The following is a 23,233-nucleotide window of genomic DNA, read 5'->3' as shown; positions in this document are numbered from 1 at the left end:
CCGGACCGGATCGGCGATTTCGGCCAGGCGGACATGGTCGGCGATCGCGCCATAGCCGTCGAGGACAAAGGCTCGCATGGATCATCCTGCCGGGCTGAAGAATTCTGGCAACAACAAGGTGAACGGGGGCGAGCTCGACGCAATCTTTTTGGCGGGCCGGTGCACCCGCTGCCCTAGACCTTAACACATTTTAACGATATCGCAGGGAGCAATGAGGGACACCTTGATAGCTTCGCGCCTGAAAGCGCCGCGCGCGATGATCGCCGCGGCGCTGCTTGTCGCCGCCTCGGCGCTTGGCGGCTGCGCCGGCAACGGCGCAACGGGCAGCGGCTCGTACGCGATGGCTTCGACGGGTAGCGGTCCCACCGTGGCGTTCGAATCGATCGACGGTCCACCGCCGCAGGTGTTCGACCGGATGGTCAGCGTGCTCGACAGCGAATCGAAGCTGCGAAACTTATCGATCGTCTCGCGCGAAGGCGGGGCTTCCTATCGCGTGCGCAGCTACCTCTCGGCACAGGTGGTTCGCGGCAAAACCGTGATCGCCTGGGTCTGGGACGTCTACGACAACAACCAGCAGCGCGCGCTGCGGCTTTCCGGCGAGGAAGCGGCCGGCAAGGCCGGCCGCGACGCCTGGACGGCAGCCGACGACCTCGTATTGCGGAAGATTGCGCAGGCCGGCCTTAGCGGCCTCTCGGGCATGATCAATGGAACCCCGGATGCCGCGCCCGCGCCAGGCCCGGCGCGAGGCGGTCCGGCGGTTGCGAGTGCGGCAGACACGGCACTCGCCCAGGATGCAGCCGGCGTCACGGCGCTGGGCTACAGTGCCCAGTAAAGCGGCCCCGAAATAGTCCGGTAACGGCCTATTTTTCGCCGGGAAAACCGAGGCCATGGGTTGCCAGCCGAGGCACCCGCCTGATATCTCCTCGCTCATCAAAACGCGCCGGTTCCGAGGATTTCTCGATATGCTGAACGTCGTATCCAGCAAGGCGCGAGGAGAAGCGTCGATGGCGGCCAAGAACGGCTCGATCAAGTTGGTCGCCGGCAATTCCAATCCGGTACTGGCCCGGGAAATCGCCGACTGGCTGAACCTGTCGCTGACCAAGGCCAACGTCCGCCGCTTTGCGGATATGGAAATCTTCGTCGAGATCCAGGAAAACGTCCGTGGCTCCGACGTCTTCATCATCCAGTCGACGTCGTTTCCGGCCAACGACCATATGATGGAGTTGTTGATCATCACCGACGCGCTGCGCCGGGCTTCGGCGCGCCGCATCACCGCGGTGATTCCCTATTTCGGCTACGCGCGACAGGACCGCAAGGTCGGTTCGCGCTCGCCGATCTCGGCCAAGCTGGTGGCCAATTTGATCACCCGAGCCGGCGTCGACCGCGTCATGACGCTCGACCTGCATGCCGGCCAGATCCAGGGCTTCTTCGATATCCCGACCGACAACCTCTTCGCCTCGCCGGTCATGGTGCGTGACATCAAGGAACGCTTCGACCTTTCCAACGTCATGGTGGTGTCGCCCGACGTCGGCGGCGTGGTACGCGCCCGCGGACTCGCCAAGCGCATCAACACGCCGCTCGCCATCATCGACAAGCGTCGCGAGCGCGCCGGTGAGTCTGAAGTCATGAACGTGATCGGCGACTGCGCCGGTTACACCTGCATCCTGATCGACGACATCGTGGATTCCGGCGGCACGCTGGTGAACGCAGCGGACGCGCTGCTCGCCAATGGCGCCAAGGATGTCTACGCCTACATCTCCCATGGTGTGCTGTCGGGCGGCGCAGCGGCGCGTATCGCCAGCTCGCGGCTGAAGGAACTCGTCATCACCGACTCCATCCTGCCGACCGAGGCGGTCACCAAGGCCGCCAATATCCGCACGCTGTCGATCGCGCCCCTGATTGCGGAAGCGATCAGCCGCACCGCGTCGGAAGAATCGGTGTCGAGCCTGTTCGACTAGAACCGGGTTCGTAGGGTGGGCAAAGCGCAAGCGTGCCCACCATTCACGATGACGCTTCAGGATAGATGGTGGGCACGCTTCGCTTTGCCCACCCTACAGCACCTCACTCAAATCCCGGCCGCGGCACCAAATTCATCAGCATATTGGCATAGCCGCCATCGACCGTGATCTCGTCACCGTTGACATAGGATGCGCGGTCACTGGCCAGGAACAGGATCGCGTCAGCCATATCCTGCGGCATGCCGACCCGCCGCATCGGCACCACGGCGGAGCGTCGCTCGGTCACGCCAGGCGTATCGTAGAACGACTGGCTCATCGGCGTGATCACCATGCCGGGGCTGACGACGTTGCTGCGGATGCCGTGCGGTCCCCATTCGTTGGCAAGTTGCCGCGACAGCATGATCACGCCGGCCTTGCTGACGCTGTAGGCGCCGCTCTGCCCCTGCGCGTTGCTGCCGGCGATCGAGGCCACGTGAACCAGGCTGCCGCGGCGATGCACGCGCATCTGCCGGCCGAAAACCTGCGCGCAGACGAAGTAGCCGGTCAGGTTGACCGACAGGACCGCGTTCCATTCGGCAAGCGACAGGGTGTCGAGCGCGCCGGGACGCAGCACGGCGGCGGTATTGACCAGCACGTGACACGGCCCGAGCGATTTCCCGATCGTCGCGGACGCGGCGGTGACGCTCTCGACATCAGAGGTATCGCAACGGGCAATGACGTGATCAGCGCCGAGCTCGGCGAGTTCGCCGCGCGTCACCTCAAGACCGCGCTCATCGAGATCGACGGCGGCGACGCGGGCGCCGGCCTTGGCGAAGCTGACGGCAACGGCGCGGCCGATGCCGCCACCGCCACCCGTCACTACGCAAGTGCGGCCTGATAGCCCAAGCCAATCGGAAGATTCTTGTTCGGTTTTGACCATCGATGCTCCAATCAAGGCTGCATTCGTCATTGCGAGAGCGACGAAGCAATCCATCTTGCTTGCTGCTCGATGGATTGCTTCGCTAGCAATGACGAAACTATTTACCCAACGATCCCCGCGGCCACCTGGCCGCGCAACCGTTCCAGGCTATGCAGCGTATTGGCGCAGGCTTCCGCGACCTCGATGCCCTTGATGACGAAATGCTTGCGGAAGAAGTCGTGATGCACGGCGCTGTCGTGGAATTGCTGCGGCGTCAGCACCGCGGAGAATACCGGCACTTCGGTTCGCAATTGCACGTCCATCAACGCCTTGATCACGGTGTCGGCGACGAATTCGTGGCGGTAGATGCCGCCGTCGACCACCAGCCCGGCCGCCACGATCGCGGTGTAACGCCGCGTCTTGGCGAGCAGTTGCGCATGCAGCGGGATTTCGAACGAACCGGGCACCTCGAACAGATCGACCTGCGCGCGGGTGATATGGCGTGCCTCGATCTCTTCGAGGAATGCGATGCGGCACTCCTCGACCACGTCGCGGTGCCAGGACGACTGCACGAAGGCGACGCGCTGCGGCTTGACGAACCGCGGATGCACCGGCGGACGCTCGGGCACGTCAGGGACGTGGCTCGTTTCGACATTTTGGGGTGGGGATTGGACTTCAGGCTCTTGCAACATCTGATTCATGGCTTTCCTCTTTCAGGACCAGAATCAGGGCATACGGAACGACGCCGGCCCACGCGCAAACGTGCGAAGGCCGCCGCAAACCGTTCTCTTTCATCCGGACTATAACCGTCGGCTTCGGAATCGCACCGAATCTGCTGACCCTTCTTCCCGCATCGAGAGGAAGGCGCTCGCGGGCTTGGGCTACGTCACCCTTACCGCCGGTGGGGATTTTCACCCCGCCCTGAGAACATCGGCCGCCCGGAATGGACGACCTGCCAGGAAATATGACGAAACGCCGCGACAGGGGCAAGCACCTTAGACATGGGGAAACGGCATGTCCCCATGCCGCCGTAACAGGGCATGTCACACGTCAGCGCGAACGGCTTTACCCGCGCCCCTGCAATTGGGATAGCCTTGGTGCCAACAGGGGGCACACCATGAAACTTCTCCGCCGGAATTTCCTCAAACTCGCAGGCGCCACCGTCCTGGCGCCCGCCTTGCCACGCTTCGCGTCCGCGCTCGATTATCCGACCCGGCCGACGAAAATCGTCGCGGGCTTCGCTGCCGGCGGCGGTGTCGACATCACCGCGCGCCTGATCGGTCAGTGGCTGGCCGATCACCTCGGGCAGCCCTTCGTGGTCGAGAACCGCACCGGCGCCGGCGGCAATATCGGCACCGAGGCGGTCGTGAACGCCGCTCCCGACGGCTACACGCTGCTGCTGGCAACCGTCCCGAACGCGGTCAACGCCTCGCTCTACGAAAAACTGAACTTCAATTTTGTCCGCGACATCGCGCCGGTCGCCGGCGTCATCCGCGTGCCGATGGTGGTGCTGGTCCACCCTTCGGTATCAGCGCAGACGCTTCCCGAATTCATCGCTTACGCCAAAGCCAATCCGGGGAAGGTCAACATGGCCTCGGCCGGCAGCGGCAGCGCGCCGCATATGGCGGGCGAGCTGTTCAAGATGATGACCGGCGTCGACATGGTCCACGTCCCCTATCGCGGCCAGGGCCCGGCGCTGACGGATCTGCTCGGCGGCCAGGTGCAGATTCTGTTCGCCGCTGCGCCCGGCACCGCCGACCACATCAAGACCGGCAAGCTGCGCGCGCTCGCGGTGACGACAGCTGCGCGAATGCCGGATCTGCCGGAGGTTCCGACGGTGGCGGATTCCGTGCCGGGTTATGAAGCCAGCCAGTGGTACGGTTTCGCCGCGCCGAAAAACACGCCGGCGGAGATCGTCGACAAGCTCAACAAGGAAATCAATGCGGCGATCGCCGATCCCGGCATGAAGGCAAAGCTTGCCGCGATCGGCGGCGCGCCGATGCCGGGCTCACCGACCGATTTCGGCAGACTGATCGCCGACGAAACCGAGAAGTGGGGCAAGGTGGTTCGCACCGGCGGCCTCAAGCCGGAGTAAGGCGGCCGCCTCTGGCGCCTTTCGGTTCTGATTGCCTCAGAACCGGCATCCACTTCGCTGGAGCACGCGCCCTGTCCAGGCGCGCATTTCCGCGCGAGGAACCAACTTCGCCCTCGGCATCTGCAGGCGTCCCGGCGCCGGGATGCGCGGTCATTCCTGAAGATTTACCAGAAATTAACCATTGTGGCAGACCGGCCCCGATTTCTCCGGCCGCCGGACTCCGCAGCGCTCGAATCCGATTCCGGTTTGTTCTCAAATTAATAACTGTGGCCGCGATCTGCTGTGGACGACGCCGCTTTGGCCTGTGGACGGACTCAGGGGTCAGTTGCGCGGATTCCGCAAATCACATCACTTGAGCCTCGGCAGCCCCGGAAGGATCAGCGATCGGCGGGATTGCAGCCGGCGGCGACGCAGTTCAACGCGCGCCGTGCTCCACGTGCGTATCACAAGAATTCAAAAAACAAGGTCGAGACGGCATGTCCCTCCTCGAAGGCATTATCGATTCCCGGAACAACCCGCTCGCGGCGATCGAGGACATTGCCGCCGAAAACAATTGGGCGTTCGAGCGCTCCGGCGAAGACGAAGTCACTATCGTCTCCAAGGGCAACTGGACCGACTATCAGCTCTCCTTCACCTGGATGGCGGAGATCGAGGCGCTGCATCTGGCCTCCGCCTTCGACATGAAGATTCCGCCGGCGCGCCGCGCCGAAGTGCAGCGGCTGATCGCGGCGATCAACGAGCAATTATGGGTCGGCCATTTCGACATCTGGACCCACACCGGCATGATCATGTACCGGCAGGCGCTGGTGCTGCCGGGCGGGCTGACCGCCTCGACCGCGCAATGCGAAGTCATGCTGGCCGGCGCCATCCACGCCTGCGAGCGCTATTACCCCGCGTTCCAGTTCGTGGTCTGGGCCGGGAAAACCGCCGCGGAGGCGATGAGCGCGGCGATGTTCGATACCGAGGGCGAGGCGTAGGAGCCGCGCCGCTTCTGCACACTCGATGTCGTTCCTGCCTAGTGCGCAATTGCGCACGGGAGCAGGAACCCATACGCCGTGACCTCTGGAGCCCAAGCAAACTGCTTGTGGCCTTTCTCTCGCTTGACTAGAACCGGCTGTGGTTATGGGTCCCTGCGCCCGTGCGCAATTGCGCACTAGGCAGGGACGACGAGAGAGTATTTCGCATGTCGTCGTCAGTCACCGCAGTTAGTTCCCTCGCTAACCTCCACGGCACCATCGCGCTCGCCGGCGCCGGCAAGATGGGCGGCGCGATGCTGACCGGATGGCTGGCCGGCGGCCTCGACGCAAGCCGCGTGATCGTGGTCGAGCCCTTCCCGTCCGACGACATCAAGGCGCTCGCCGCCAAGGGCGTCCGTCTCAATCCGAAGGACGCCGGCGCAGTCGATACGCTAGTCATGGCGGTGAAGCCGCAGACGTTCCGGGAAGCCGGACCGGCGCTGAAGTCCTTCGTCGGACCGAACACGCTCGTCGTTTCGATCATGGCGGGCATCACCATCGCCGCACTTGAAGAAGTCTGCAGCGGCATGGCGGTTCGCGCGATGCCGAACACACCGGCCGCGATCGGCCGCGGCATCACGGTTGCTGTGCCTGCGAAGAATGTCAGCGCCGCGCAACGCGCCACGGCCGATGCGTTGCTGCGCGCCACCGGCTCGGTCGAATGGGTCGAGGATGAAAACCTGATGGATGCGGTGACCGCCGTGTCAGGCTCCGGCCCGGCCTATGTGTTCCTGCTCGCCGAAGAACTCGCGCGCGCCGGCGTTGAGGCCGGCCTGCCGGCAGAACTTGCAACCAAGCTCGCGCGCGAAACCGTCGCCGGCTCCGGCGAACTGCTGCATCGCTCCGAACAGGATTCCGCCACGCTGCGCCAGAACGTCACCTCGCCCGGCGGCACCACGGCCGCCGCGCTGGAAGTGTTGATGGGCAAGGACGGAATGCAACCGCTGATGATCCGCGCGATTGCCGCGGCGACGAAGCGCTCAAAGGAATTGGCGAAGTAGGGATCGTAGGGTGGGCAAAGCGCAAGCGTGCCCACCATCACGAGCACCGTGCTGGATGGTGGGCACGGCGCAAGGGCGCCTTTGCCCACCCTACGGCCCGAGCAAGTGGCTACTTCCCCGCGAGCCGCTTCGTAAACGTCTCGACCCTGACGAGGCCGCGGGCGTGGCGGCCGTCGCCGATCTTGCGCGCGCCCTCGAAGGCTTCGACCTCGAAGCGGATCACGCGGCGCTCCACCGCGACGACCGTTCCCGTGACGCGCACGGTCGCGCCGACCAGCGACGCGCCGAGATGGCGGATATCGACCTCGGTTCCGACCGTGATCCAGCCCGGCTGAAGATGACCCCTGATGGCGTCGCTGGATGCCATCTCCATTTCCAGGATCATCATCGGCGTCGCATAGACCATCGGCATGCCGGGCACGAAATGCCCGACCGTGCGCTCGGCTGGTACGACCAGCGTCCGCTCGGCGCTCATGCCGATCTTGATGAAGTCGCGTGCGTCCATGGATTGCTTCCGCAAAACCGGTGTCGTCCCGGCCTTGCGCCGGGACCCATACCGCGTGATGCCTCGGTCAAGGCCGTGACGCCAACACCTGCCGAAACAACAAGCGCCGGTGGTTATGGGGTCCCTGCGTTCGCAGCGTTCGCAGGGACGACGATGGAGAGTTACTTCTTCGCCGCGGCCGCCGCCGCACGCTCCACAAATGTCTTGCCGCCCTTCATCTTGTGGGCCAGCGGCGCTTCGTTGATCTGGATCACCACCGCATCGGCATCGACGCCGAGGTTCTTGACCAGCGCCTGCGTGATGTCGCGCATCATGCCGGCCTTCTGTTCGTCGGTGCGGCCGGCGGCCATGCTCACGGTAATCTCAGGCATTGGTAGCTCCCTTTGTTTTTGCTTACTCGCCGTCATTGCCGGGCTTGACCCGGCAATCCATCATTTTGAAGATGGATACGCGGGTCAAGCCCACGGCTGTCCGGTTCGATTTTTATGGACAGGGTGCATGACGTGGATTCTTCTGTGTTTTGAGCGCTTCGCACACGTTCGAGACACGGAAGGAGATCCGCGCCATGCGGCATCAGAATAGCGTATTTCATAGTCTAACGAAGCACATTCCTTGGTCTAGATTCGAACAGATCGTGGAAAAGCACGGAGCCGACCGGTTGGTGCGCAAATTGACGACGAAGCGTCACCTCATTGCTTTGCTGTATGGGCAATTGAGCGGCGCAACGAGCCTGCGGGAGGCCGTGACCGGAATGGCGAGCCACGAGACACGACTTTATCATGTGGGAGCGACACCGGTGAAGCGTTCGACGATGTCGGACGCCAATTCGAAACGGCCTTGGCAAGTGTTTAGCGAGTTGTTTGCGCAAATGTTGCCGCAAGCGCATCGCGGGCTGCGGCGCGCGGCGGCAGACGCGGTCCGGCTGATTGATTCCACCAGTGTTCGGCTCTCTAGCCTGAGCGAAGGCTGGGCGACGTTTTCGGCCGATGTGTTCGGGGCCAAGGCGCATATCGTCTACGATCCGAATGCCGATCGACCGGTCTACTTTGCGGTGACACCGGCCAACGTCAACGACATCACAGCCGCCAAAGCCATGCCGATCGAGCCGGGTGTAACCTACGTCTACGACCTCGGTTATTACGATTACGGCTGGTGGGCGAGGCTCGATGATGCCGGCTGCCGCTTTGTGACACGGCTGAAGAAGAACACTCCGTTCAGCGTGGTCAAGGAGAACCGCGTTCCCAAGGGCAGCAATATTGTGAGCGACCGGATCGGTCACCTGCCGGCCCGGCTCGCCAACAGCCGCAACAATCCGCTGCAAGTTCCGGTCCGGGAGATCCGCGTGATCATCGACACCGGTAAGTTGTTGCGCATCGTGACCAATGATCTCGACGCGCCGGCGCAGGAGATCGCAGACCTTTACAAACAGCGTTGGCAGATCGAGTTGTTCTTCCGCTGGGTCAAGCAGACGCTTCGAATCAGGCACTTCATCGGGGTCTCCGAGAATGCCGTTCGCATTCAGATCGCTACCGCCCTGATCGCTTTTCTCATCTTGCGTATGGCCCAGCTCGCTCAAAAGGCAATACACAGCCCCCTCGTATTTGCCCGGCTCGTCCGCTCCAACCTCATGCGCAGGCGCCCGATCAACCAGTTGCTCGAACCCCTACAGCCCATCCCGATCAACTCAAACCAGTTAAAACTCGGATTATACTTACAATGAACCGGACAGCCGTGGGTCAAGCCCGCGTATGACAAAATCAACTATCCCCACTTCACGTCATGGCGCGCCAGTACTTCGCGCACCTTCGCGACGATCTCGCCTTCGGTGCAGGAAAACTGTGCCGGGCGCGTTTCACGCCATTCCTGGTTGGAGGCGATCGCAGCCGCCGCCTTCGCGCCCTCTATCAGATCCTTGATCTGAATTTCGCCGCGCGCCTTTTCATCCGAGCCCTGGATGATCACGCAAGGCGAATTCCGGCGGTCGGCATATTTGAGCTGGTTGCCCATGTTCTTGGGATTTCCGAGATAGAGCTCGGCGCGGATGTTTGCATTGCGCAACTGCGCGACCATCTTCTGATAGTCGGCGACACGATCGCGATCGAACACGGTGACCACGACCGGCCCGAAGTCCGGCCGCGTATCGAGCTTGCCCAGCATCGTCAGCGCGGCCTGCAGGCGCGACACGCCGATGGAAAATCCCGTTGCCGGCACCGGCTCGCCGCGGAAGCGCGAAACGAGCCCGTCATAACGGCCGCCGCCGCCGATCGAGCCGAAGCGGACGGGGCGGCCTTTTTCGTCCTTGGTCTCAAGGGTGAGTTCGACCTCGTAGACGGGGCCAGTGTAATATTCGAGGCCGCGGACGACGGAAGGATCGATGACGATTTGATCCGCCCCATAGCCGGATGCAGTAACGAGCTTGCTTATCGCGTCGAGTTCGTCGCGGCCTTCCTGTCCGACCTTGCTGTCGCGCAGCCGCGCATCGATCTGCGCGCCCTGTTCGATCGCGCCGACCACCAGGGCGATATCATTCGCTTTGAGACCGGCACCTTTGGTGAAGTCGCCCGACTCGTCCTTGCGGCCGTCGCCTAGCAATTGCTGAACGCCGGAGATGCCGAGCCGATCAAGCTTGTCGATCGCACGCATCACGGTCAGCCATTGCCCGTCATCGGCGATACCAAGCGCATCCCTCACGCCATCCAGCACCTTGCGGTTATTCACCTTCACCAGGTAGCTGCCACGCGGAATACCGAGCGCTTCCATCGTATCCGCCGCCATCATGCACATCTCGGCATCGGCCGCGGGCGAGGCCGAGCCCACCGTGTCGGCGTCGAACTGCATGAACTGTCGGAAGCGGCCGGGGCCTGGCTTTTCGTTGCGATAGACATAGCCGGCGCGGTAGCTGCGATAGGGTTTAGGTAAAGCGTCGAAATTCTCCGCCACATAGCGCGCCAGCGGCGCGGTCAGGTCGTAGCGCAGCGAGATCCACTGTTCGTCGTCGTCCTGGAACGAGAACACACCCTCGTTCGGCCGGTCCTGGTCGGGCAGGAATTTTCCGAGCGCATCGGTGAACTCCATCGCCGGGGTTTCCACCGGCTCAAAGCCGTAACGCTCGTAGACTTCGCGGATTTTCTCGACCATCTGGCGCGTGGCGGCAATCGCGGCCGGGCCACGATCCTCCAGCCCGCGCGGCAGGCGGGCCTTCAGTTTCTGGGGTTTTTTGGGTTTTTCAGCCATGGCCGCGTTGGTACCAGCCAAGGCGCGGCCGGGCAACCGCGTCGCAGGGCTAACAGCAAGCTTCGTCATGGCCGCTTGACGCAGAATTGCCTGACGGCGTTCCCCGGACGCTGCGCAGCACGGCGCAATTGCGCCGTGGTGCGCTGCTGATCCGGGGTCCAACTACGGCCGATATGGGTCCCGGCTCTGCGGAGCAGCGTTGCACGCTGCGCCGCGTCCGGGACACGAGAGAGACCTTACGCTGCAGCCGCCTTGTCCTTGGGCTGCACTTCGGCGGTGTAATCGGCCATCAACAGCTCGGAGATCTTGCCGGGCGTGAACTTCCAATTCGCAATCTCGGACACCGGGGTTATTTCCGCCGCGGTGCCGGTGATGAAGCACTCAGTGAAGCCGTCGAGCTCCTCCGGCATGATGCGGCGCTCGATCACCTCGATGCCGCGCCGCCTGGCGAGGTCGATCGCGGTGGCGCGGGTGATGCCGGCGAGGAAACAGTCGGCGATCGGCGTGTGGATCTTGCCGTCCTTGATGAAGAAGATGTTGGCGCCGGTGCATTCGGCGACCCGCCCCTGCCAGTCCAGCATCATGGCGTCGGCATAACCTGCGCGCTCCGCCTTGTGCTTACTGATGGTGCAGATCATGTAGAGGCCGGACGCCTTCGCCAGCGCCGGAATCGTCGCCGGATCGGGCCGGCGGTATTCGGCCAAGCCGATCCGGATGCCCTTCAATTTCTCGGCCGGATCGAAATAGCTCGGCCAGTCCCAGGCGGCGATCGCGAGATGGATGGTGTTGGTCTGCGCCGACACGCCCATCATCTCCGAACCGCGCCAGGCGATCGGACGCAGATAGGCGTCCGGCAAATTGTTCTTGTCGATCACGAGCTGTTTTGCGGCATCGATCTCGGCCACCGAATACGGAATCTCGAAATCGAGGATGTTGGCCGAGTTCTTCAGCCGCTCGGAATGCGCCGTGCTCTTGAAGACCCTGCCGCCATAGGCGCGCTCGCCCTCGATCACGCAGCTCGCGTAGTGCAGGCCATGAGTGAGAATATGCACGTTGGCGTCGGCCCACGGCACCAGCTTTCCATCATACCAGATCACGCCATCGATCTTGTCGAACGACACTCCCATGGTCTCTCTCCCGGTCACAGGACCTGTCTAATCCAGTCGTGCGGGTCGGCCGCGCGACCGTACTGGATGTCGACGAGCTTCTTGCGCAGCCCCATGGCGACGGGGCCGGCCGCGCCGCCGCTGATCAGAAACTCGCCGCTCGCGGAACACACCTTGCCGATCGGCGAGATGACGGCCGCCGTGCCGCAGGCGAAGGCCTCTTTCAGCTTTCCGCTGGCGGCATCCGCGCGCCACTGATCGATCGTGTAGAGCTCCTCGCGCACGGGCGTGCCGACATCCCTCGCGAGCGCGATGATCGAATCGCGGGTGATGCCCGGCAGGATCGTGCCGAGCGGCGGCGTCAGCAGCGACCCGTCGTCGAACACGAAGAAGACATTCATGCCGCCGAGTTCCTCGATGTAGCGGCGCTCGACCGCATCGAGGAAAACGACCTGATCGCAGCCGTGCTCGATGGCCTCGGCCTGCGCGCGCAGGCTTGCGGCGTAATTGCCGCCGCATTTGACGGCGCCGGTGCCGCCGATCGCGGCGCGCGTGTAGTTCTCCGACACCCAGATCGACACTGGCGCGGGTCCGCCCTTGAAATAGGAGCCGACGGGCGAAGCGATAACGGCGAAGATGTATTCCGCTGACGGCTTCACGCCGAGGAAGACCTCGCTCGCGATCATGAACGGCCGCAAATAGAGACTGCCCTCGCCGCCCGGTATCCAGGCGCTGTCGATGCGCACGAGCTGCTCGACCGCTTCGATGAACACAGGCTCGGGCAGCGGCGCCATAGCCATGCGCTCGGCCGAGTTTCTGAAGCGCCGGGCATTGGCGTCGGGGCGGAACAGGTTCACGCCGTTGTCGCGCCTGTAGGCCTTGAGGCCTTCGAAAATCTCCTGCGCGTAGTGCAGGACGGCTGTGGCAGGATCGAGCGGGAAATTCGCGCGGGATTCGACGCGCGCGTCGTGCCAGCCGTTGGCCTGGTTGTAGCGCACGATCGCCATGTGATCGGTGAAGATCCGGCCGAAGCCCGGGTCCGCGAGCCTTGCCGTGCGCTCCTGCTCCGGCGTCGGATTCGCCGCAGGCTGGATGTCGAATTTCAAGCTCATACCCTTGCTTCCTGCCCTTGCTGTCGGAATCGGCGCGATTTCTGGCGCCGGCCTGCCGCTCCCGGCGGGCTGGCTTAATAGGTCTGGACTGAGGACATGCTTTTGCGGAATGCCGAAGTCCAGTATGTTTGCCGATATGCCGCTCGACAATCGCACGGTAGTCCATTTGCGGCCGTTGCCGCCATTGCTGGCTTTTTCCGGCTGCCTGACACGTCACCAAGTTCGAAACGACTTAAAGTTTCGTCGTGGCTGGCAGTTTTGTAACATTGAACCCAAGATATGTCAACATGACTGACGTAAATTTCTCAAGGGACCCGGCCGACCCCGATTCGCAGGGAGCCGCCGGCACGTCCCCCGCCCCGCGGGCCGGCGAATTGCGCTGGGACATCATCGAATTGTTGTTCTTCGCCTATCGCGATTTCGTGGGCGACGCCGACCATGAGCTCGAGGCTTTCGGGTTCGGCCGCGCCCATCACCGCGTGATGCATTTCGTCTACCGCTATCCCGGCCTCAAGGTCGCCGACCTCCTGGATGTCCTGCGGATCACCAAGCAGTCGCTTGGCCGGGTGCTCAAGCAATTGCTCGACGAGGGCTACATCGTCCAGAAGACCGGCAATAACGACCGCCGGCAGCGCCTTCTTTACGCCACCCCCAAGGGCGAAGCCTTGGTGGCGAAGCTCGCAGGGCTGCAGACCGATCGCATCACAAGCGCGCTCCGGGACATCAATCCCGAAGGCGTCGCTGCTATCAGCCAGTTCCTGCGCGCGATGATCGATCGCGACGACCCCGACAAGGTGCTAGAGGCGATCTTCGGGACCGGCAGCAAGAAGCCAAGGGAGTGACCGTGGCGCAAGGAGTAACCATCGCTGCAGCCACCGCGCGGGCAACGCGGCAGCTGGCCGACGACGCCCCGCATCTGCTCTTGGTCGACGACGACCGCCGTATCCGCGATCTCTTGTCGCGGTTTCTATCGGGCGAGGGTTACCGCGTCACCACCGCCTCGAGCGCGAACGACGCCCGCGCAAAGCTGCTCGGCCTGCATTTCGATCTCCTGATCCTCGACGTCATGATGCCCGGCGAAACCGGCTTCGATCTGGCCCGCTTCATTCGCACCTCCTCCTCAGTGCCGATCATCATGCTGACGGCGCGCCATGAGGCGGAGGCGCGGATCGAGGGCCTGCAGATCGGCGCCGACGATTATGTCGCCAAGCCGTTCGAGCCGCGCGAACTGGTCTTGCGGATCGGCAATATCCTCAAGCGCTCCGCGCCGCCGCCGGTGGAGGCGCTGGAGCAGATCGCGTTCGGCCCTTACGTCTATCATCTCGACCGCGGCGAACTGCGTCAGGGCGAGGAAATCATTCACCTGACCGACCGCGAGCGCGAAATGCTGCGCATTCTGGCCGCCAGCCCCGGCGAAACCGTGCCGCGCGCGGCGCTGACCGGGGGCGGCACGGTGAACGAGCGCGCGGTCGACGTGCAGATCAACCGCCTGCGGCGCAAGATCGAGCGCGATCCCGCCAATCCGCTGTTCCTGCAGGCGGTGCGCGGCATCGGCTATCGCCTGGTCGCGTCGCCCTGAGCCAATTCATGAGCACGCTCGACACCGGCCTGACGTTCATCCGCAATGCGTCGCAACGCGTCTCCAGGGCCAATGGCTGGATGGGCAACGCGTTCAAGAGCTGGATGCCGACCGGGCTCTATGCCCGGGCGCTCCTGATCATGATCGTGCCGATGGTGATCCTGCAAACGGTCGTGGCGTTCGTGTTCATGGAGCGGCACTGGAACACGGTGACGCGTCGGCTGTCGGCTGCCGTGGTGCAGGACATCGCCAGCCTGATCGACGTCTACAAGTTCTATCCGCAGGACAAGGAGCGCTCGCAGTTGCGCCACATCGGACAGCGGCTGCAGCTCGTGGTCGATTTTCTTCCGGTCGGCGATATGCCGCAGCCCGGGCCGAAACCGTTCTTCTCGCTGCTCGACCAGACCCTGTCGACGCAGATCGGCCGCCAGATTCGCCGCCCGTTCTGGATCGATACCGTCGGCAAGTCCAATCTGGTCGAAATACGTATCCAGCTCGACGATTCCGTGATGCGGGTGTTCGCGCAGCGCAGCGCCGCCTACGCCTCGAATTCGGAGATCTTCATCTTCTGGATGCTCGGCACCTCCTCGATCCTGCTGATCGTCGCGGTGCTGTTTTTGCGCAACCAGATCAGGCCGATCCTGCGGCTGGCGGACGCCGCCGAAAGTTTCGGCAAGGGCCGCGAGGTACCGAATTTCCGTCCCCGCGGCGCGCGGGAGGTGCGGCGCGCGGCGCAGGCGTTCCTGGAAATGAAGGCGCGCGTCGAGCGCTCGATCGAGCAGCGCACCGCGATGCTGGCCGGCGTCAGCCACGATCTGCGCACCATCCTGACCCGCTTCAAGCTCGAACTCGCACTTATCGGCGACAGCCCTGAAGTCGACGGCATGCGCAAAGACGTCGACGAAATGGCCGGCATGCTGGAGGCCTATCTCGCCTTTGCGCGCGGCGACAGTGGCGAGATCGCGCAGCCGACCGACATGGCGATGGCGCTGGAAGAGTTGCGCAGCGATGCAGAACGCCACGGCCATACCGCGACCGTGGTGTTCCGTGGACTGCCGGTCGTGACGGTGAAGCCGGCCTCGTTCAAGCGCTGCATCGCCAACCTCGTCTCCAACGCGGCGCGCCACGCCAACACGGTCGCCATCACCGGCCACCGCGATCACCGTTATCTGACGGTTACGGTCGACGACGACGGGCCGGGCATTCCGGCCAATATGCGCGCGGAAGTGTTCAAGCCGTTCCTTCGGCTCGACGATGCCCGCAACCAGGACGAAGGCGGCACGGGCCTGGGGCTGGCCATCGCCCGCGACATCGCCCGCTCACATGGCGGTGACATCACGCTCGGCGACAGCCCGATGGGCGGCCTGCGCGCGGCGGTAAGGGTGCCGGTGTAATTGGGCGATGTAGCCCGCTTACTTCTTCGGCATCATGGACTTCAGCTTTTCCATGTCCTTGATGTTCATCTTCATGCCGCCAGGCATCACGGTATCGCCGGGCTTTTGATCGCTCTTGCAGGCGCCAAGCCATTTGGCCTCGATCGTCGTGGTGTTGTCGCGCCCTCCACCGGCCGGGCCACCCTCGCTGCGCGAGGTCGATTTCACGGTGTAGGCGGAGTTGAAGTCGCCGGTGATCTCGGCATGTGACTTGATCGTCATGCCGGCGATGCCGCAGACGGAATCGGTGACATAGCCGGCTGACGTCTTCTGGATATCCTGCTTCGAGCACATCTCCTTGGCCATCGGCGACATTGCTGTGCTCATGTCCTTATCGGTGGTCTCGTCGGTGCATTGCTGCATCGTCATCTCAGGCACCGGCGCGCCTGTGCTCAGCACCTTCATCTCCCACAGACCGGCCTTGCGCACCGGCAGCTCCACGGCGACCGCGCCGTTCACGGGCAACATGGCCAGCAGGCCAGCGGCCAAACAAGACACAAGAAGCAGTCGTCTCATGCGTGTGCTCCCCCTGAATTCTTCCACGATATTGTGCGCACGCGAAGTGAACGCTTCGCGTGGCAAAAACATGTCCAGCCGGAAAATCAGGTAGCGGCGCGCGCTCAGTAAAGCGTGCGCAGCGGCCGCTCGGCGGCGCCATAGGGCACCCAGCGGCAGGCAAAGGAAACATAGCCGCCGTAATTGGCTTGCACGCCGAGGAATTTCACCACCTTGCCGTAGCGGGCGCAGTGATCGACGGCGAGTTGGCGGGCATCGGCCTGCATCGCGAGCGGATAGGCGATGATACCGCCGGTGTCATTGCCCTTGAACGGCGGCACCGTGTCGATGTCCCACCACTGCGCCTGCGCAGGCGCGCCCGCCAGCATTCCGCCCATTACTACCAGGCACATGGCAATCAGGCACGCGGCCATAATTCTTCGCATCGCAGACTCCATTTCGCTCGAAGCCCACCATAGTGTGCGCCGATGGCCGTGAAAAGAATGGTTGCAGCACGAGGCGGACTTGGTCGTCAGGTGTTGCCGCGCTGCACTTGACCTTGTCAGGGCTTCGCGGCACCGTCTCGCGTGTTGGCTTACCGGCGGATTCCCCATGCGCAACCTGTTCAAATCCTTGAGAGCACTCGGTCCCAAAGCACTTGGCCCGATGGCGGCGGCGTTCGCCCTGCTGGTCTCCAGCCATGCCGCCCAGGCCGCCAATCCGATGGAATTGAATTTCGGGCTGTTCGGCCCGAAATATGATGGCCGCGTCGCCGAGTGCGAGCGGGCGCTGTCGACGATCGCGTACCAATTCCAGGAGAAGGAGGGCAAGTTCTGGAATTCGGCGCTGACGATTACTGGCTACGGCCGGATCCACGAAACCGCGTTCCGACCCTGGCAGTCCGACAACATTCCGCGCCGCTACTGCAGCGGCGACGTGATGCTGAGCGACGGCAAGATGCGCACCGTGCACTTCTCGATCATCGAGGACGGCGGCTTTGCCGGCTTCGGCCAAGGCGTAGAATGGTGCGTGACCGGCCTTGACCGCAACTGGGCCTATAGCCCCGGCTGCCGGGCCGCCAAGCCCTGATTCGCCCAATTCGCGCCGATTGAACGGACCCGCGGCTGGCGTCCGCGATAAATTAATTTTGTTCTTGAAATGTTCCGGTTCCCTGCTAGGCTCCCGGTAGTCGAGTAGAGGGGCTTTCGATGCACCGATCCGTCATCATTTTGCGGCTTCTGATTTCGCTGGCGCTTGTTGTCGTCTCCGTCGGGATGGCGTCCGCCCAGGACCGCCGGCAGAACGCCCCGGGCGAGTTCGATTTTTACGTCCTGGCCCTTTCGTGGTCGCCCTCGTTCTGCGAGGCGGCGGCCGAGCGCGGCAATAGCGGACGCTCACAGGCCCAGTGCGAACGGCCCTATTCCTTCGTGGTCCACGGCCTGTGGCCGCAATATGAGCGCGGTTTTCCCGAATACTGCCAGCGGCCCTCACCGCGGCTCGATCGCAACATCATGACCTCGATGCTGGACCTGATGCCGGCGCCCGGCCTGATCTTCAACCAGTGGGACAAGCACGGCACCTGTTCGGGCCTTGGTGCGCGGGCCTATTTCGAGAGCGTCCGCAAGGCGCGTGCGGCTGTGAAAATCCCCGAGGAATTCCTGCAATTGTCGGAGCAGAAGACGATTGCCCCCGGCGATCTCGAAGAGGCCTTCATCAAGATCAACCCGGGCCTCAGCAGTTCGGCGATTTCGGTGACCTGCTCGAGCCGGCGGCTGAGCGAGGTGCGGGTCTGCCTGAGCAAGGACATGCAATTCCGCGCCTGCGAGGAAACCGACCGCCGCACCTGCCGGCGTGACGAGGTAGTGATGCCGCCGGTGCGGGGCGGTTGAAGAGCCGCTTCCATCGTGCAGGCCCACACATAGCAATCCGCCCTGCGCAGACTGCCCAGAGTTGTCTGCGTTCCCGGTCATCCACGGCTTTATTGTCGTCTGCAAGGTACGTGGATGGCCGGGACCCTCTACGCCGAAGCTGCGTCAGGCACGAATATCGACGCTGGTGTGATCGGCGAAGCTCAGTCGTGCCGATCCATTGCTGCCGAGATTGAAAACAAGGGAATCGTCCGAGCCCTCGAAGCTTACAGTGGTCCTGCCGTGCTGCTGGGTGACGATAACATCATTCTGCGACTAGCCACTGAACCTCCATTGCAGACGTCATCCGCCGCTCGCATCTTCGACGATATGGGTTACTTTCCGGGCCCCGATGTCGTAACCCCTCCCCCATGAACTACCGACACGCCTTTCACGCCGGCGGCTTTGCCGATGTCATCAAGCACATCGTGCTGGTGCGCATGCTGGCCTATCTGCAGGAAAAGCAGGCCCCGTTTCGCGTCATCGACACCCATGCCGGCGCCGGGCGCTACGATCTCACCGGCGAAGAAGCCCGCCGCGGCGGCGAATGGCTGACCGGCATTGCGCGGGTGCTGCAGGCGCGGTTTTCGGAAAACACGCTGCCGCTGGTCGCCCCCTATCTCGATATCATCAGGGCATTCAACGCGCCGGGCAAGCTTGAGGCCTATCCCGGATCGCCCCTGATCGCCCGCGCGCTGCTGCGGCCACAGGACCGTCTCACGGCCTGCGAAATCGAGCCCGGCGCCCGCAGGCAGCTGATCGACGCGCTGCGCCGCGACAGCCAGGCAAGGGTGGTCGATCTCGATGGCTGGATGGCGTTGCCGGCCTTCGTGCCGCCCAACGAGCGGCGCGGCCTGGTGCTGATCGACCCCTCGTTCGAGCAAAAGGACGAATTCGAGAAGCTGGCCGACGGATTCGCCGAAGCCTACGCGAAATGGCCGACCGGCAGCTATCTGATCTGGTATCCGGTGAAGAGCCGGCGGGTCACCGACACCCTGGCGCGCCTTGTCGCGGGCGCTGCCGCCGCCAGCAAGCCGGCCGGGAAATGCCTGCGGCTCGAATTCAGCGTCGCGCCGCAGGCGCCGGGCGGCCCCCTCGCCTCCACCGGTCTTTTGATCGTCAATCCGCCGTGGACGCTGGCGGGCGAGCTGAAGACCATTCTACCCGAACTCGAAAAGCCGCTCGGCCAGGGCGGCGCCGGCCGGTTCAGGCTGGAGACGCCCAAGCCCTGAGGACCCGGCGCATCAGGTGAAAAGTGCGAATGGCCATAGGCAATTCGCGCAAATCCGTATTATGCTCAGGCCGTTGGGACTGGCTTTACGTTCCGCTTCCGCGAATGGTTGCGGCGGAGTGATCAAGGCCGAATAAAATCCAGGTTGGTCGGGGACGTGAACCCGATCGGCTCAGGTGGCCAAGCTTCCGGCAGCGAATGTCCGGTCGGCTGACACGCGAGATGCGCGTAGCGGCAGAGCAATACGGGGGAGGAGTTTCCCGATGGCCATGACTGGAACAGTCAAGTTCTTCAATGGAGAACGCGGCTACGGCTTCATCAAGCCCGATGATGGCGGCCGCGATGTGTTCGTGCACATCACCGCCGTCGAGCGGGCCGGACTGAAGGATCTGACAGAAGGACAGCGCATTACGTTTGAGGTCGAACCGGACAAGAAGGGCAAAGGCCCCAAGGCGGTCAACCTGGTGATTTCATCGTAAACCGACGCTCGCCTTGGAAGCGGACTGAATTCCTGCTGCGAAGATTGCGCTGGGCACGGCATTGCCGTCCAGAGCGGTGAGGCGCGCGGCGAGCGCAACCCCGGCCCTAAGGCAAAAAAATCCCGGCGACCTGCTGCCGCCGGGAGGTGATAGCCGACAGTTTCTTTGTTCTCAGAAGTGATAGTTCACGCCGGCCCGGATCAAGCCGAACCGGTAACCGTTCGACGCGCCTGTAACGACGAAGTTGCTGTTGGCCAGATCGACATAGAGGTATTCGACCTTGGCGCTCCAGTTCGGGGCGAAGCCCATCTCGGCGCCGACGCCGAGCGTCCAGCCCGCATTGGTATGGGACTCCGTCACGCCGAAGGTGGTGGCGCGCAGCTCGCCGAAGGCGAGACCGCCGGTACCGAAGAACAGCACGTTGTTGAACGCGTAACCGGCGCGGCCGCGAACCGTACCGAACCAGGGATTGGAGAATTTCCACGGTGCGAAGGTATCTTCGGCGCCGGTGGCCTGGACGTCGCCTTCGATGCCGAACACCCACGGCCCGTTCCGCCAATTGTAGCCGGCCTGGACACCACCCACGAAACCGGACGGCTTGGTCGGATTGTTTGCGACCGAGCCCCAGGCATAGCCGAGGTTGCCGCCGAGATAGGGGCCGGCCCAGCTATCGGGACCGAAGTGCGTCTGGTTGACCGTCAAGGGCGGGCGCGATCCGTAGAGGTCGGCCCCCCGTGCCGATGTGGTCCAGCCAGCAGCGATCACCGCCAGCGCGCCCCACACAAACCTGCTCATCACGCCACCCCACGCAACTTGCCGCGACCATGCCCGGCGAAAGACCGCCTGGTTACGGAACTCCAGCTTTTTCCGCTAAGATTTATCGAGAGTTTTAAGTTAAAGGGTTGTTAAGCCGGGTAACTCCCGCTCCTCAGTCTTAAGAAAGCGTTACCGGCGCCCTTCCCCGGGAGAGAGCGTCGCGAACGCTGGCGATGCCGCCTTGCAGCGCTTAATTTAGGCCCATGGATCACGATTCTACCGACCATCCGCAGCCCCCGCGCAAGGCGCGGCGGGGTTCCCAGCCGGATCTGCCGCCGCAGGACCTGATCGCCGCCGACGTCGATCCCGCGACATCCGCCGCCGAGGAGGACGACGAGGCGCGCCTGCCGGAAGCCCCTGAGGAAGCTGCCGAGGCGATTGCCGAAGGCCCGCTGGCGATCGGCCACGCCGCCATCGAAAACGCGGTGCGGCTGGCGCCGACCTCTCCCGGTGTCTACCGCATGCTCAATGCCGGAAGCGACGTGCTGTACGTCGGCAAAGCGAAAAACGTCCGCAAGCGGCTTGCTTCCTACGCCCGCGTCAACGCGCCGCTGCCGGCGCGCATTCTGCGGATGATTGCGGCAACCATGACGGTCGAGATCGTCTCCACCACGACCGAGACCGAAGCGCTGCTGCTGGAAGCCAACCTGATCAAGCAGCTGCGGCCGCGCTTCAATGTGCAACTGCGCGACGACAAGTCGTTTCCCTACATCCTGATATCAGGCGACCATTGGGCGCCGCAGATCCTCAAACATCGCGGCGCGCAAACCAGGCCCGGACGATATTTTGGGCCGTTCGCATCCGCAGGCGCCGTCAACCGCACCATCACGGCGCTGCAGCGCGCGTTCCTGATCCGCTCCTGCACCGACAGCTTCTTCGAGAGCCGCACCCGCCCCTGCCTGCTCTACCAGATCCGCCGCTGCTCGGGCCCCTGTACCCGCGAGATCGATTTCCCCGGCTACACCGAGCTAGTGCGCGAGGCGAACGACTTCCTTTCCGGGCGGAGCCACGCCGTGAAGGAGTTGCTCGCCGCTGAGATGGAGAAGGCGTCGAACGAACTCGAATTCGAGACCGCGGCGCTCTACCGCGACCGCCTCGCCGCGCTGTCGGCGATCCAGTCGCAGCAGGGCATCAATCCGCGCACCGTGGAAGAAGCCGACGTGTTCGCCATCCATCAGGAGGGCGGCTATTCCTGCGTCGAAGTATTCTTCTTCCGCACCGGCCAGAACTGGGGCAACCGCGCCTATTTTCCGCGCGCGGAGAAGTCGTTCACGCCGGAGGAAGTGCTGGCCTCGTTCCTCGCGCAATTCTACGACGACAAGCCGCCGCCGAGACTCATCCTGCTGTCGCATGAGATCGAGGAATCAGCACTGCTTGCCGACGCGCTTTGCGTGAAGGCCGGCTACAAAGTCGAAGTCTCGGTACCCAAGCGCGGCGAGAAAAAAGAATTGGTCACGCATGCGCTGACCAACGCGCGCGAGGCGCTTGGCCGCAAGCTCGCCGATACGGCGACGCAGAGCAGGCTGCTGGAAGGGATGTCGACCACGCTCGGACTGCCGCAGGTGCCGAAGCGCATCGAGGTCTACGACAACAGCCACATCCAGGGCACCAACGCCGTCGGCGCGATGATCGTGGCGGGGCCGGATGGTTTTATCAAAAACCAGTACCGCAAGTTCAACATCAAGTCCGAGGGACTGACGCCCGGCGACGACTATGCGATGATGCGCGAGGTGCTGGAACGGCGCTTCAAGCGGCTCCTGAAACCGCCGGAGGGCGACGCCGTCAAGGCGAAGGCCGACGATGATTCGTTTCCGCAATGGCCCGACCTCGTCATCATCGACGGCGGCCGCGGCCAGCTCAACGCCGTCCGAGAAATTTTCGAGGGTCTGGGACTAGCCCAGGTCTCGCTGATGGCCGTGGCAAAAGGCCCGGACCGCGATGCCGGGCGGGAGACCCTGTTCATGCCGGACCGCGAGGCCATCAAGCTCGAGCCGCGCGACCCGGTGCTGTATTTCATCCAGCGGCTGCGCGACGAGGCGCATCGCTTCGTGATCGGCTCGCACCGCAAACTGCGGAAAAAAGACATCAGGGAAGCGGGCTTACAGGAAATCCCGGGCATCGGCCCGTCACGCAAACGTGCCTTGCTGCATCACTTCGGAACACTGAAGGAGATCGAGCGGGCCTCGATCGCGGACCTCGGCAAGGTTCCAGGCGTTAGCGCCGAAAGCGCTCGCAAGATTTTCGAGTTTTTCCATGCGCAGCCGGGTTGAGGGACTTCGAATCGAGAGGCATGTCATTTGGGCGTCGCCTGCGACAGATGATCTAGGTCCACACGGTTGACCTTCACGCTCCAGCGGTATTGGTAACA

Annotated in this window: 25 protein-coding genes and 1 riboswitch; of the genes, 15 read left to right on the top strand and 10 right to left on the bottom strand. The window is 63.5% G+C overall.

Translation table 11 applies throughout. From position 1 onward, the window contains the following. Positions 1-211: 211 nt before the first annotated feature. Positions 212-832 carry a hypothetical protein gene (locus tag V1279_RS03555; RefSeq protein ID WP_334432514.1) on the top strand — a complete coding sequence of 207 codons (621 nt, stop codon included), beginning with the start codon at positions 212-214 and terminating at the stop codon, positions 830-832. Positions 833-1,004: 172 nt separating this feature from the next. After that, positions 1,005-1,958, top strand: coding sequence for a ribose-phosphate pyrophosphokinase (locus tag V1279_RS03550; protein ID WP_334446194.1), 954 nt, complete (start codon positions 1,005-1,007; stop codon positions 1,956-1,958). A 103-nt stretch (positions 1,959-2,061) separates the two neighbouring features. On the opposite strand, the gene V1279_RS03545 is transcribed toward V1279_RS03550, so the two are convergent. Further along, complete coding sequence (locus V1279_RS03545) at positions 2,062-2,877, bottom strand: SDR family NAD(P)-dependent oxidoreductase (RefSeq protein ID WP_334432511.1); 816 nt, start codon at positions 2,875-2,877, stop codon at positions 2,062-2,064. A gap of 101 nt (positions 2,878-2,978) precedes the next feature. Then, the gene (locus tag V1279_RS03540; protein ID WP_334432509.1) at positions 2,979-3,557 is read right to left on the bottom strand and encodes a 6,7-dimethyl-8-ribityllumazine synthase; all 579 of its coding nucleotides are present in this window, start codon (positions 3,555-3,557) and stop codon (positions 2,979-2,981) included. A 78-nt stretch (positions 3,558-3,635) separates the two neighbouring features. Continuing rightward, positions 3,636-3,789, bottom strand: a riboswitch (FMN riboswitch). 184 nt (positions 3,790-3,973) lie between these two features. On the opposite strand from V1279_RS03540, the gene V1279_RS03535 reads away from it, so the two are divergent. The 3 genes from V1279_RS03535 (at position 3,974) to proC (ending at position 6,968) form a co-directional block, all read left to right on the top strand. Further along, on the top strand, positions 3,974-4,951 hold the full coding sequence (locus V1279_RS03535) for a Bug family tripartite tricarboxylate transporter substrate binding protein (RefSeq protein WP_334432507.1): 978 nt from the start codon (positions 3,974-3,976) through the stop codon (positions 4,949-4,951). A 476-nt stretch (positions 4,952-5,427) separates the two neighbouring features. After that, positions 5,428-5,928: a YbjN domain-containing protein gene (locus tag V1279_RS03530; protein ID WP_334432506.1), complete on the top strand. Its 501-nt coding sequence runs from the start codon at positions 5,428-5,430 to the stop codon at positions 5,926-5,928. Positions 5,929-6,134: 206 nt separating this feature from the next. After that, positions 6,135-6,968 (top strand): pyrroline-5-carboxylate reductase, encoded by an 834-nt coding sequence (gene proC, locus V1279_RS03525; protein WP_334432505.1) that lies wholly within the window; start codon positions 6,135-6,137, stop codon positions 6,966-6,968. Positions 6,969-7,077: 109 nt separating this feature from the next. On the opposite strand, the gene V1279_RS03520 is transcribed toward proC, so the two are convergent. Together V1279_RS03520 and V1279_RS03515 are read right to left on the bottom strand one after the other, a co-directional pair. After that, the gene (locus V1279_RS03520; RefSeq protein ID WP_334432503.1) at positions 7,078-7,473 is read right to left on the bottom strand and encodes a thioesterase family protein; all 396 of its coding nucleotides are present in this window, start codon (positions 7,471-7,473) and stop codon (positions 7,078-7,080) included. A 161-nt stretch (positions 7,474-7,634) separates the two neighbouring features. After that, positions 7,635-7,844 (bottom strand): tautomerase family protein, encoded by a 210-nt coding sequence (locus V1279_RS03515; protein ID WP_161849727.1) that lies wholly within the window; start codon positions 7,842-7,844, stop codon positions 7,635-7,637. Between the two features lie 194 nt (positions 7,845-8,038). On the opposite strand from V1279_RS03515, the gene V1279_RS03510 reads away from it, so the two are divergent. Next, positions 8,039-9,193: an IS4 family transposase gene (locus V1279_RS03510; RefSeq protein ID WP_334432501.1), complete on the top strand. Its 1,155-nt coding sequence runs from the start codon at positions 8,039-8,041 to the stop codon at positions 9,191-9,193. 41 nt (positions 9,194-9,234) lie between these two features. On the opposite strand, the gene hisS is transcribed toward V1279_RS03510, so the two are convergent. From hisS to V1279_RS03495, 3 genes are all read right to left on the bottom strand, one after another. Then, a complete protein-coding gene (gene hisS, locus V1279_RS03505) occupies positions 9,235-10,707 on the bottom strand; it encodes a histidine--tRNA ligase (RefSeq protein ID WP_334432498.1) in 1,473 nt (490 codons plus the stop codon). Between the two features lie 236 nt (positions 10,708-10,943). After that, a complete protein-coding gene (locus tag V1279_RS03500) occupies positions 10,944-11,834 on the bottom strand; it encodes a branched-chain amino acid aminotransferase (protein ID WP_334432496.1) in 891 nt (296 codons plus the stop codon). A gap of 14 nt (positions 11,835-11,848) precedes the next feature. After that, positions 11,849-12,925, bottom strand: a complete 1,077-nt coding sequence (locus tag V1279_RS03495) for a branched-chain amino acid aminotransferase (RefSeq protein WP_334432494.1) — start codon at positions 12,923-12,925, stop codon at positions 11,849-11,851. Between the two features lie 287 nt (positions 12,926-13,212). Here V1279_RS03495 and V1279_RS03490 point away from each other — a divergent pair, with 287 nt between their 5' ends. From V1279_RS03490 to V1279_RS03480, 3 genes are read left to right on the top strand one after another with little or no spacing between them, the layout of a single operon-like run. Then, the gene (locus V1279_RS03490) at positions 13,213-13,767 is read left to right on the top strand and encodes a MarR family winged helix-turn-helix transcriptional regulator (protein ID WP_334432491.1); all 555 of its coding nucleotides are present in this window, start codon (positions 13,213-13,215) and stop codon (positions 13,765-13,767) included. Positions 13,768-13,769: 2 nt separating this feature from the next. Next, the gene (locus V1279_RS03485; protein ID WP_442894726.1) at positions 13,770-14,504 is read left to right on the top strand and encodes a response regulator; all 735 of its coding nucleotides are present in this window, start codon (positions 13,770-13,772) and stop codon (positions 14,502-14,504) included. 8 nt (positions 14,505-14,512) lie between these two features. After that, positions 14,513-15,898 (top strand): ATP-binding protein, encoded by a 1,386-nt coding sequence (locus tag V1279_RS03480; protein WP_334432489.1) that lies wholly within the window; start codon positions 14,513-14,515, stop codon positions 15,896-15,898. An 18-nt stretch (positions 15,899-15,916) separates the two neighbouring features. Here V1279_RS03480 and V1279_RS03475 read toward each other — a convergent pair whose 3' ends face one another. Beyond that, positions 15,917-16,453 carry a DUF3617 domain-containing protein gene (locus V1279_RS03475; protein ID WP_442894725.1) on the bottom strand — a complete coding sequence of 179 codons (537 nt, stop codon included), beginning with the start codon at positions 16,451-16,453 and terminating at the stop codon, positions 15,917-15,919. Between the two features lie 104 nt (positions 16,454-16,557). Continuing rightward, positions 16,558-16,878, bottom strand: a complete 321-nt coding sequence (locus V1279_RS03470; RefSeq protein ID WP_334432487.1) for a hypothetical protein — start codon at positions 16,876-16,878, stop codon at positions 16,558-16,560. A gap of 166 nt (positions 16,879-17,044) precedes the next feature. Here V1279_RS03470 and V1279_RS03465 point away from each other — a divergent pair, with 166 nt between their 5' ends. The 5 genes from V1279_RS03465 (at position 17,045) to V1279_RS03445 (ending at position 20,049) form a co-directional block, all read left to right on the top strand. Continuing rightward, positions 17,045-17,521, top strand: coding sequence for a hypothetical protein (locus V1279_RS03465; protein WP_334432485.1), 477 nt, complete (start codon positions 17,045-17,047; stop codon positions 17,519-17,521). A gap of 185 nt (positions 17,522-17,706) precedes the next feature. After that, complete coding sequence (locus tag V1279_RS03460) at positions 17,707-18,321, top strand: ribonuclease T2 family protein (protein WP_442894872.1); 615 nt, start codon at positions 17,707-17,709, stop codon at positions 18,319-18,321. 114 nt (positions 18,322-18,435) lie between these two features. Continuing rightward, on the top strand, positions 18,436-18,714 hold the full coding sequence (locus V1279_RS03455; protein WP_334432481.1) for a hypothetical protein: 279 nt from the start codon (positions 18,436-18,438) through the stop codon (positions 18,712-18,714). Further along, positions 18,711-19,571: a 23S rRNA (adenine(2030)-N(6))-methyltransferase RlmJ gene (locus V1279_RS03450; protein ID WP_334432479.1), complete on the top strand. Its 861-nt coding sequence runs from the start codon at positions 18,711-18,713 to the stop codon at positions 19,569-19,571. Before V1279_RS03455 ends, V1279_RS03450 begins: the two co-directional genes overlap by 4 nt. A 262-nt stretch (positions 19,572-19,833) precedes the next feature. Further along, the gene (locus V1279_RS03445) at positions 19,834-20,049 is read left to right on the top strand and encodes a cold-shock protein (protein WP_028350729.1); all 216 of its coding nucleotides are present in this window, start codon (positions 19,834-19,836) and stop codon (positions 20,047-20,049) included. Positions 20,050-20,220: 171 nt separating this feature from the next. Here the strand turns inward: V1279_RS03445 and V1279_RS03440 are convergent, their stop codons facing one another. After that, on the bottom strand, positions 20,221-20,844 hold the full coding sequence (locus tag V1279_RS03440; protein ID WP_334432477.1) for an outer membrane protein: 624 nt from the start codon (positions 20,842-20,844) through the stop codon (positions 20,221-20,223). Positions 20,845-21,068: 224 nt separating this feature from the next. On the opposite strand from V1279_RS03440, the gene uvrC reads away from it, so the two are divergent. Further along, positions 21,069-23,135 (top strand): excinuclease ABC subunit UvrC, encoded by a 2,067-nt coding sequence (gene uvrC, locus V1279_RS03435; RefSeq protein WP_334432475.1) that lies wholly within the window; start codon positions 21,069-21,071, stop codon positions 23,133-23,135. Positions 23,136-23,233: the final 98 nt, after the last annotated feature.

Source organism: Bradyrhizobium sp. AZCC 1610 (assembly GCF_036924515.1).
GTDB lineage: Bacteria > Pseudomonadota > Alphaproteobacteria > Rhizobiales > Xanthobacteraceae > Bradyrhizobium.
The sequence above is the reverse complement of the archived record's forward strand: the minus strand, read 5'-3'. Positions and strand labels throughout refer to the sequence as shown.

Coding starts and splice junctions, on each gene's coding strand:
- V1279_RS03520 (WP_334432503.1), bottom strand. CDS start 7,473: ATGGACGCACGCGACTTCATCAAGATCGGCATGAGCGCCGAGCGGACG.
- V1279_RS03475 (WP_442894725.1), bottom strand. CDS start 16,453: ATGAGACGACTGCTTCTTGTGTCTTGTTTGGCCGCTGGCCTGCTGGCC.
- V1279_RS03540 (WP_334432509.1), bottom strand. CDS start 3,557: ATGAATCAGATGTTGCAAGAGCCTGAAGTCCAATCCCCACCCCAAAAT.
- V1279_RS03455 (WP_334432481.1), top strand. CDS start 18,436: ATGGCCGGGACCCTCTACGCCGAAGCTGCGTCAGGCACGAATATCGAC.
- V1279_RS03440 (WP_334432477.1), bottom strand. CDS start 20,844: ATGAGCAGGTTTGTGTGGGGCGCGCTGGCGGTGATCGCTGCTGGCTGG.
- V1279_RS03515 (WP_161849727.1), bottom strand. CDS start 7,844: ATGCCTGAGATTACCGTGAGCATGGCCGCCGGCCGCACCGACGAACAG.
- V1279_RS03530 (WP_334432506.1), top strand. CDS start 5,428: ATGTCCCTCCTCGAAGGCATTATCGATTCCCGGAACAACCCGCTCGCG.
- V1279_RS03500 (WP_334432496.1), bottom strand. CDS start 11,834: ATGGGAGTGTCGTTCGACAAGATCGATGGCGTGATCTGGTATGATGGA.
- V1279_RS03445 (WP_028350729.1), top strand. CDS start 19,834: ATGGCCATGACTGGAACAGTCAAGTTCTTCAATGGAGAACGCGGCTAC.
- hisS (WP_334432498.1), bottom strand. CDS start 10,707: ATGGCTGAAAAACCCAAAAAACCCCAGAAACTGAAGGCCCGCCTGCCG.
- V1279_RS03480 (WP_334432489.1), top strand. CDS start 14,513: ATGAGCACGCTCGACACCGGCCTGACGTTCATCCGCAATGCGTCGCAA.
- V1279_RS03550 (WP_334446194.1), top strand. CDS start 1,005: ATGGCGGCCAAGAACGGCTCGATCAAGTTGGTCGCCGGCAATTCCAAT.
- V1279_RS03535 (WP_334432507.1), top strand. CDS start 3,974: ATGAAACTTCTCCGCCGGAATTTCCTCAAACTCGCAGGCGCCACCGTC.
- V1279_RS03450 (WP_334432479.1), top strand. CDS start 18,711: ATGAACTACCGACACGCCTTTCACGCCGGCGGCTTTGCCGATGTCATC.
- V1279_RS03555 (WP_334432514.1), top strand. CDS start 212: ATGAGGGACACCTTGATAGCTTCGCGCCTGAAAGCGCCGCGCGCGATG.
- uvrC (WP_334432475.1), top strand. CDS start 21,069: ATGGATCACGATTCTACCGACCATCCGCAGCCCCCGCGCAAGGCGCGG.
- V1279_RS03465 (WP_334432485.1), top strand. CDS start 17,045: ATGCGCAACCTGTTCAAATCCTTGAGAGCACTCGGTCCCAAAGCACTT.
- V1279_RS03495 (WP_334432494.1), bottom strand. CDS start 12,925: ATGAGCTTGAAATTCGACATCCAGCCTGCGGCGAATCCGACGCCGGAG.
- V1279_RS03545 (WP_334432511.1), bottom strand. CDS start 2,877: ATGGTCAAAACCGAACAAGAATCTTCCGATTGGCTTGGGCTATCAGGC.
- V1279_RS03470 (WP_334432487.1), bottom strand. CDS start 16,878: ATGCGAAGAATTATGGCCGCGTGCCTGATTGCCATGTGCCTGGTAGTA.
- proC (WP_334432505.1), top strand. CDS start 6,135: ATGTCGTCGTCAGTCACCGCAGTTAGTTCCCTCGCTAACCTCCACGGC.
- V1279_RS03460 (WP_442894872.1), top strand. CDS start 17,707: ATGGCGTCCGCCCAGGACCGCCGGCAGAACGCCCCGGGCGAGTTCGAT.
- V1279_RS03490 (WP_334432491.1), top strand. CDS start 13,213: ATGACTGACGTAAATTTCTCAAGGGACCCGGCCGACCCCGATTCGCAG.
- V1279_RS03510 (WP_334432501.1), top strand. CDS start 8,039: ATGCGGCATCAGAATAGCGTATTTCATAGTCTAACGAAGCACATTCCT.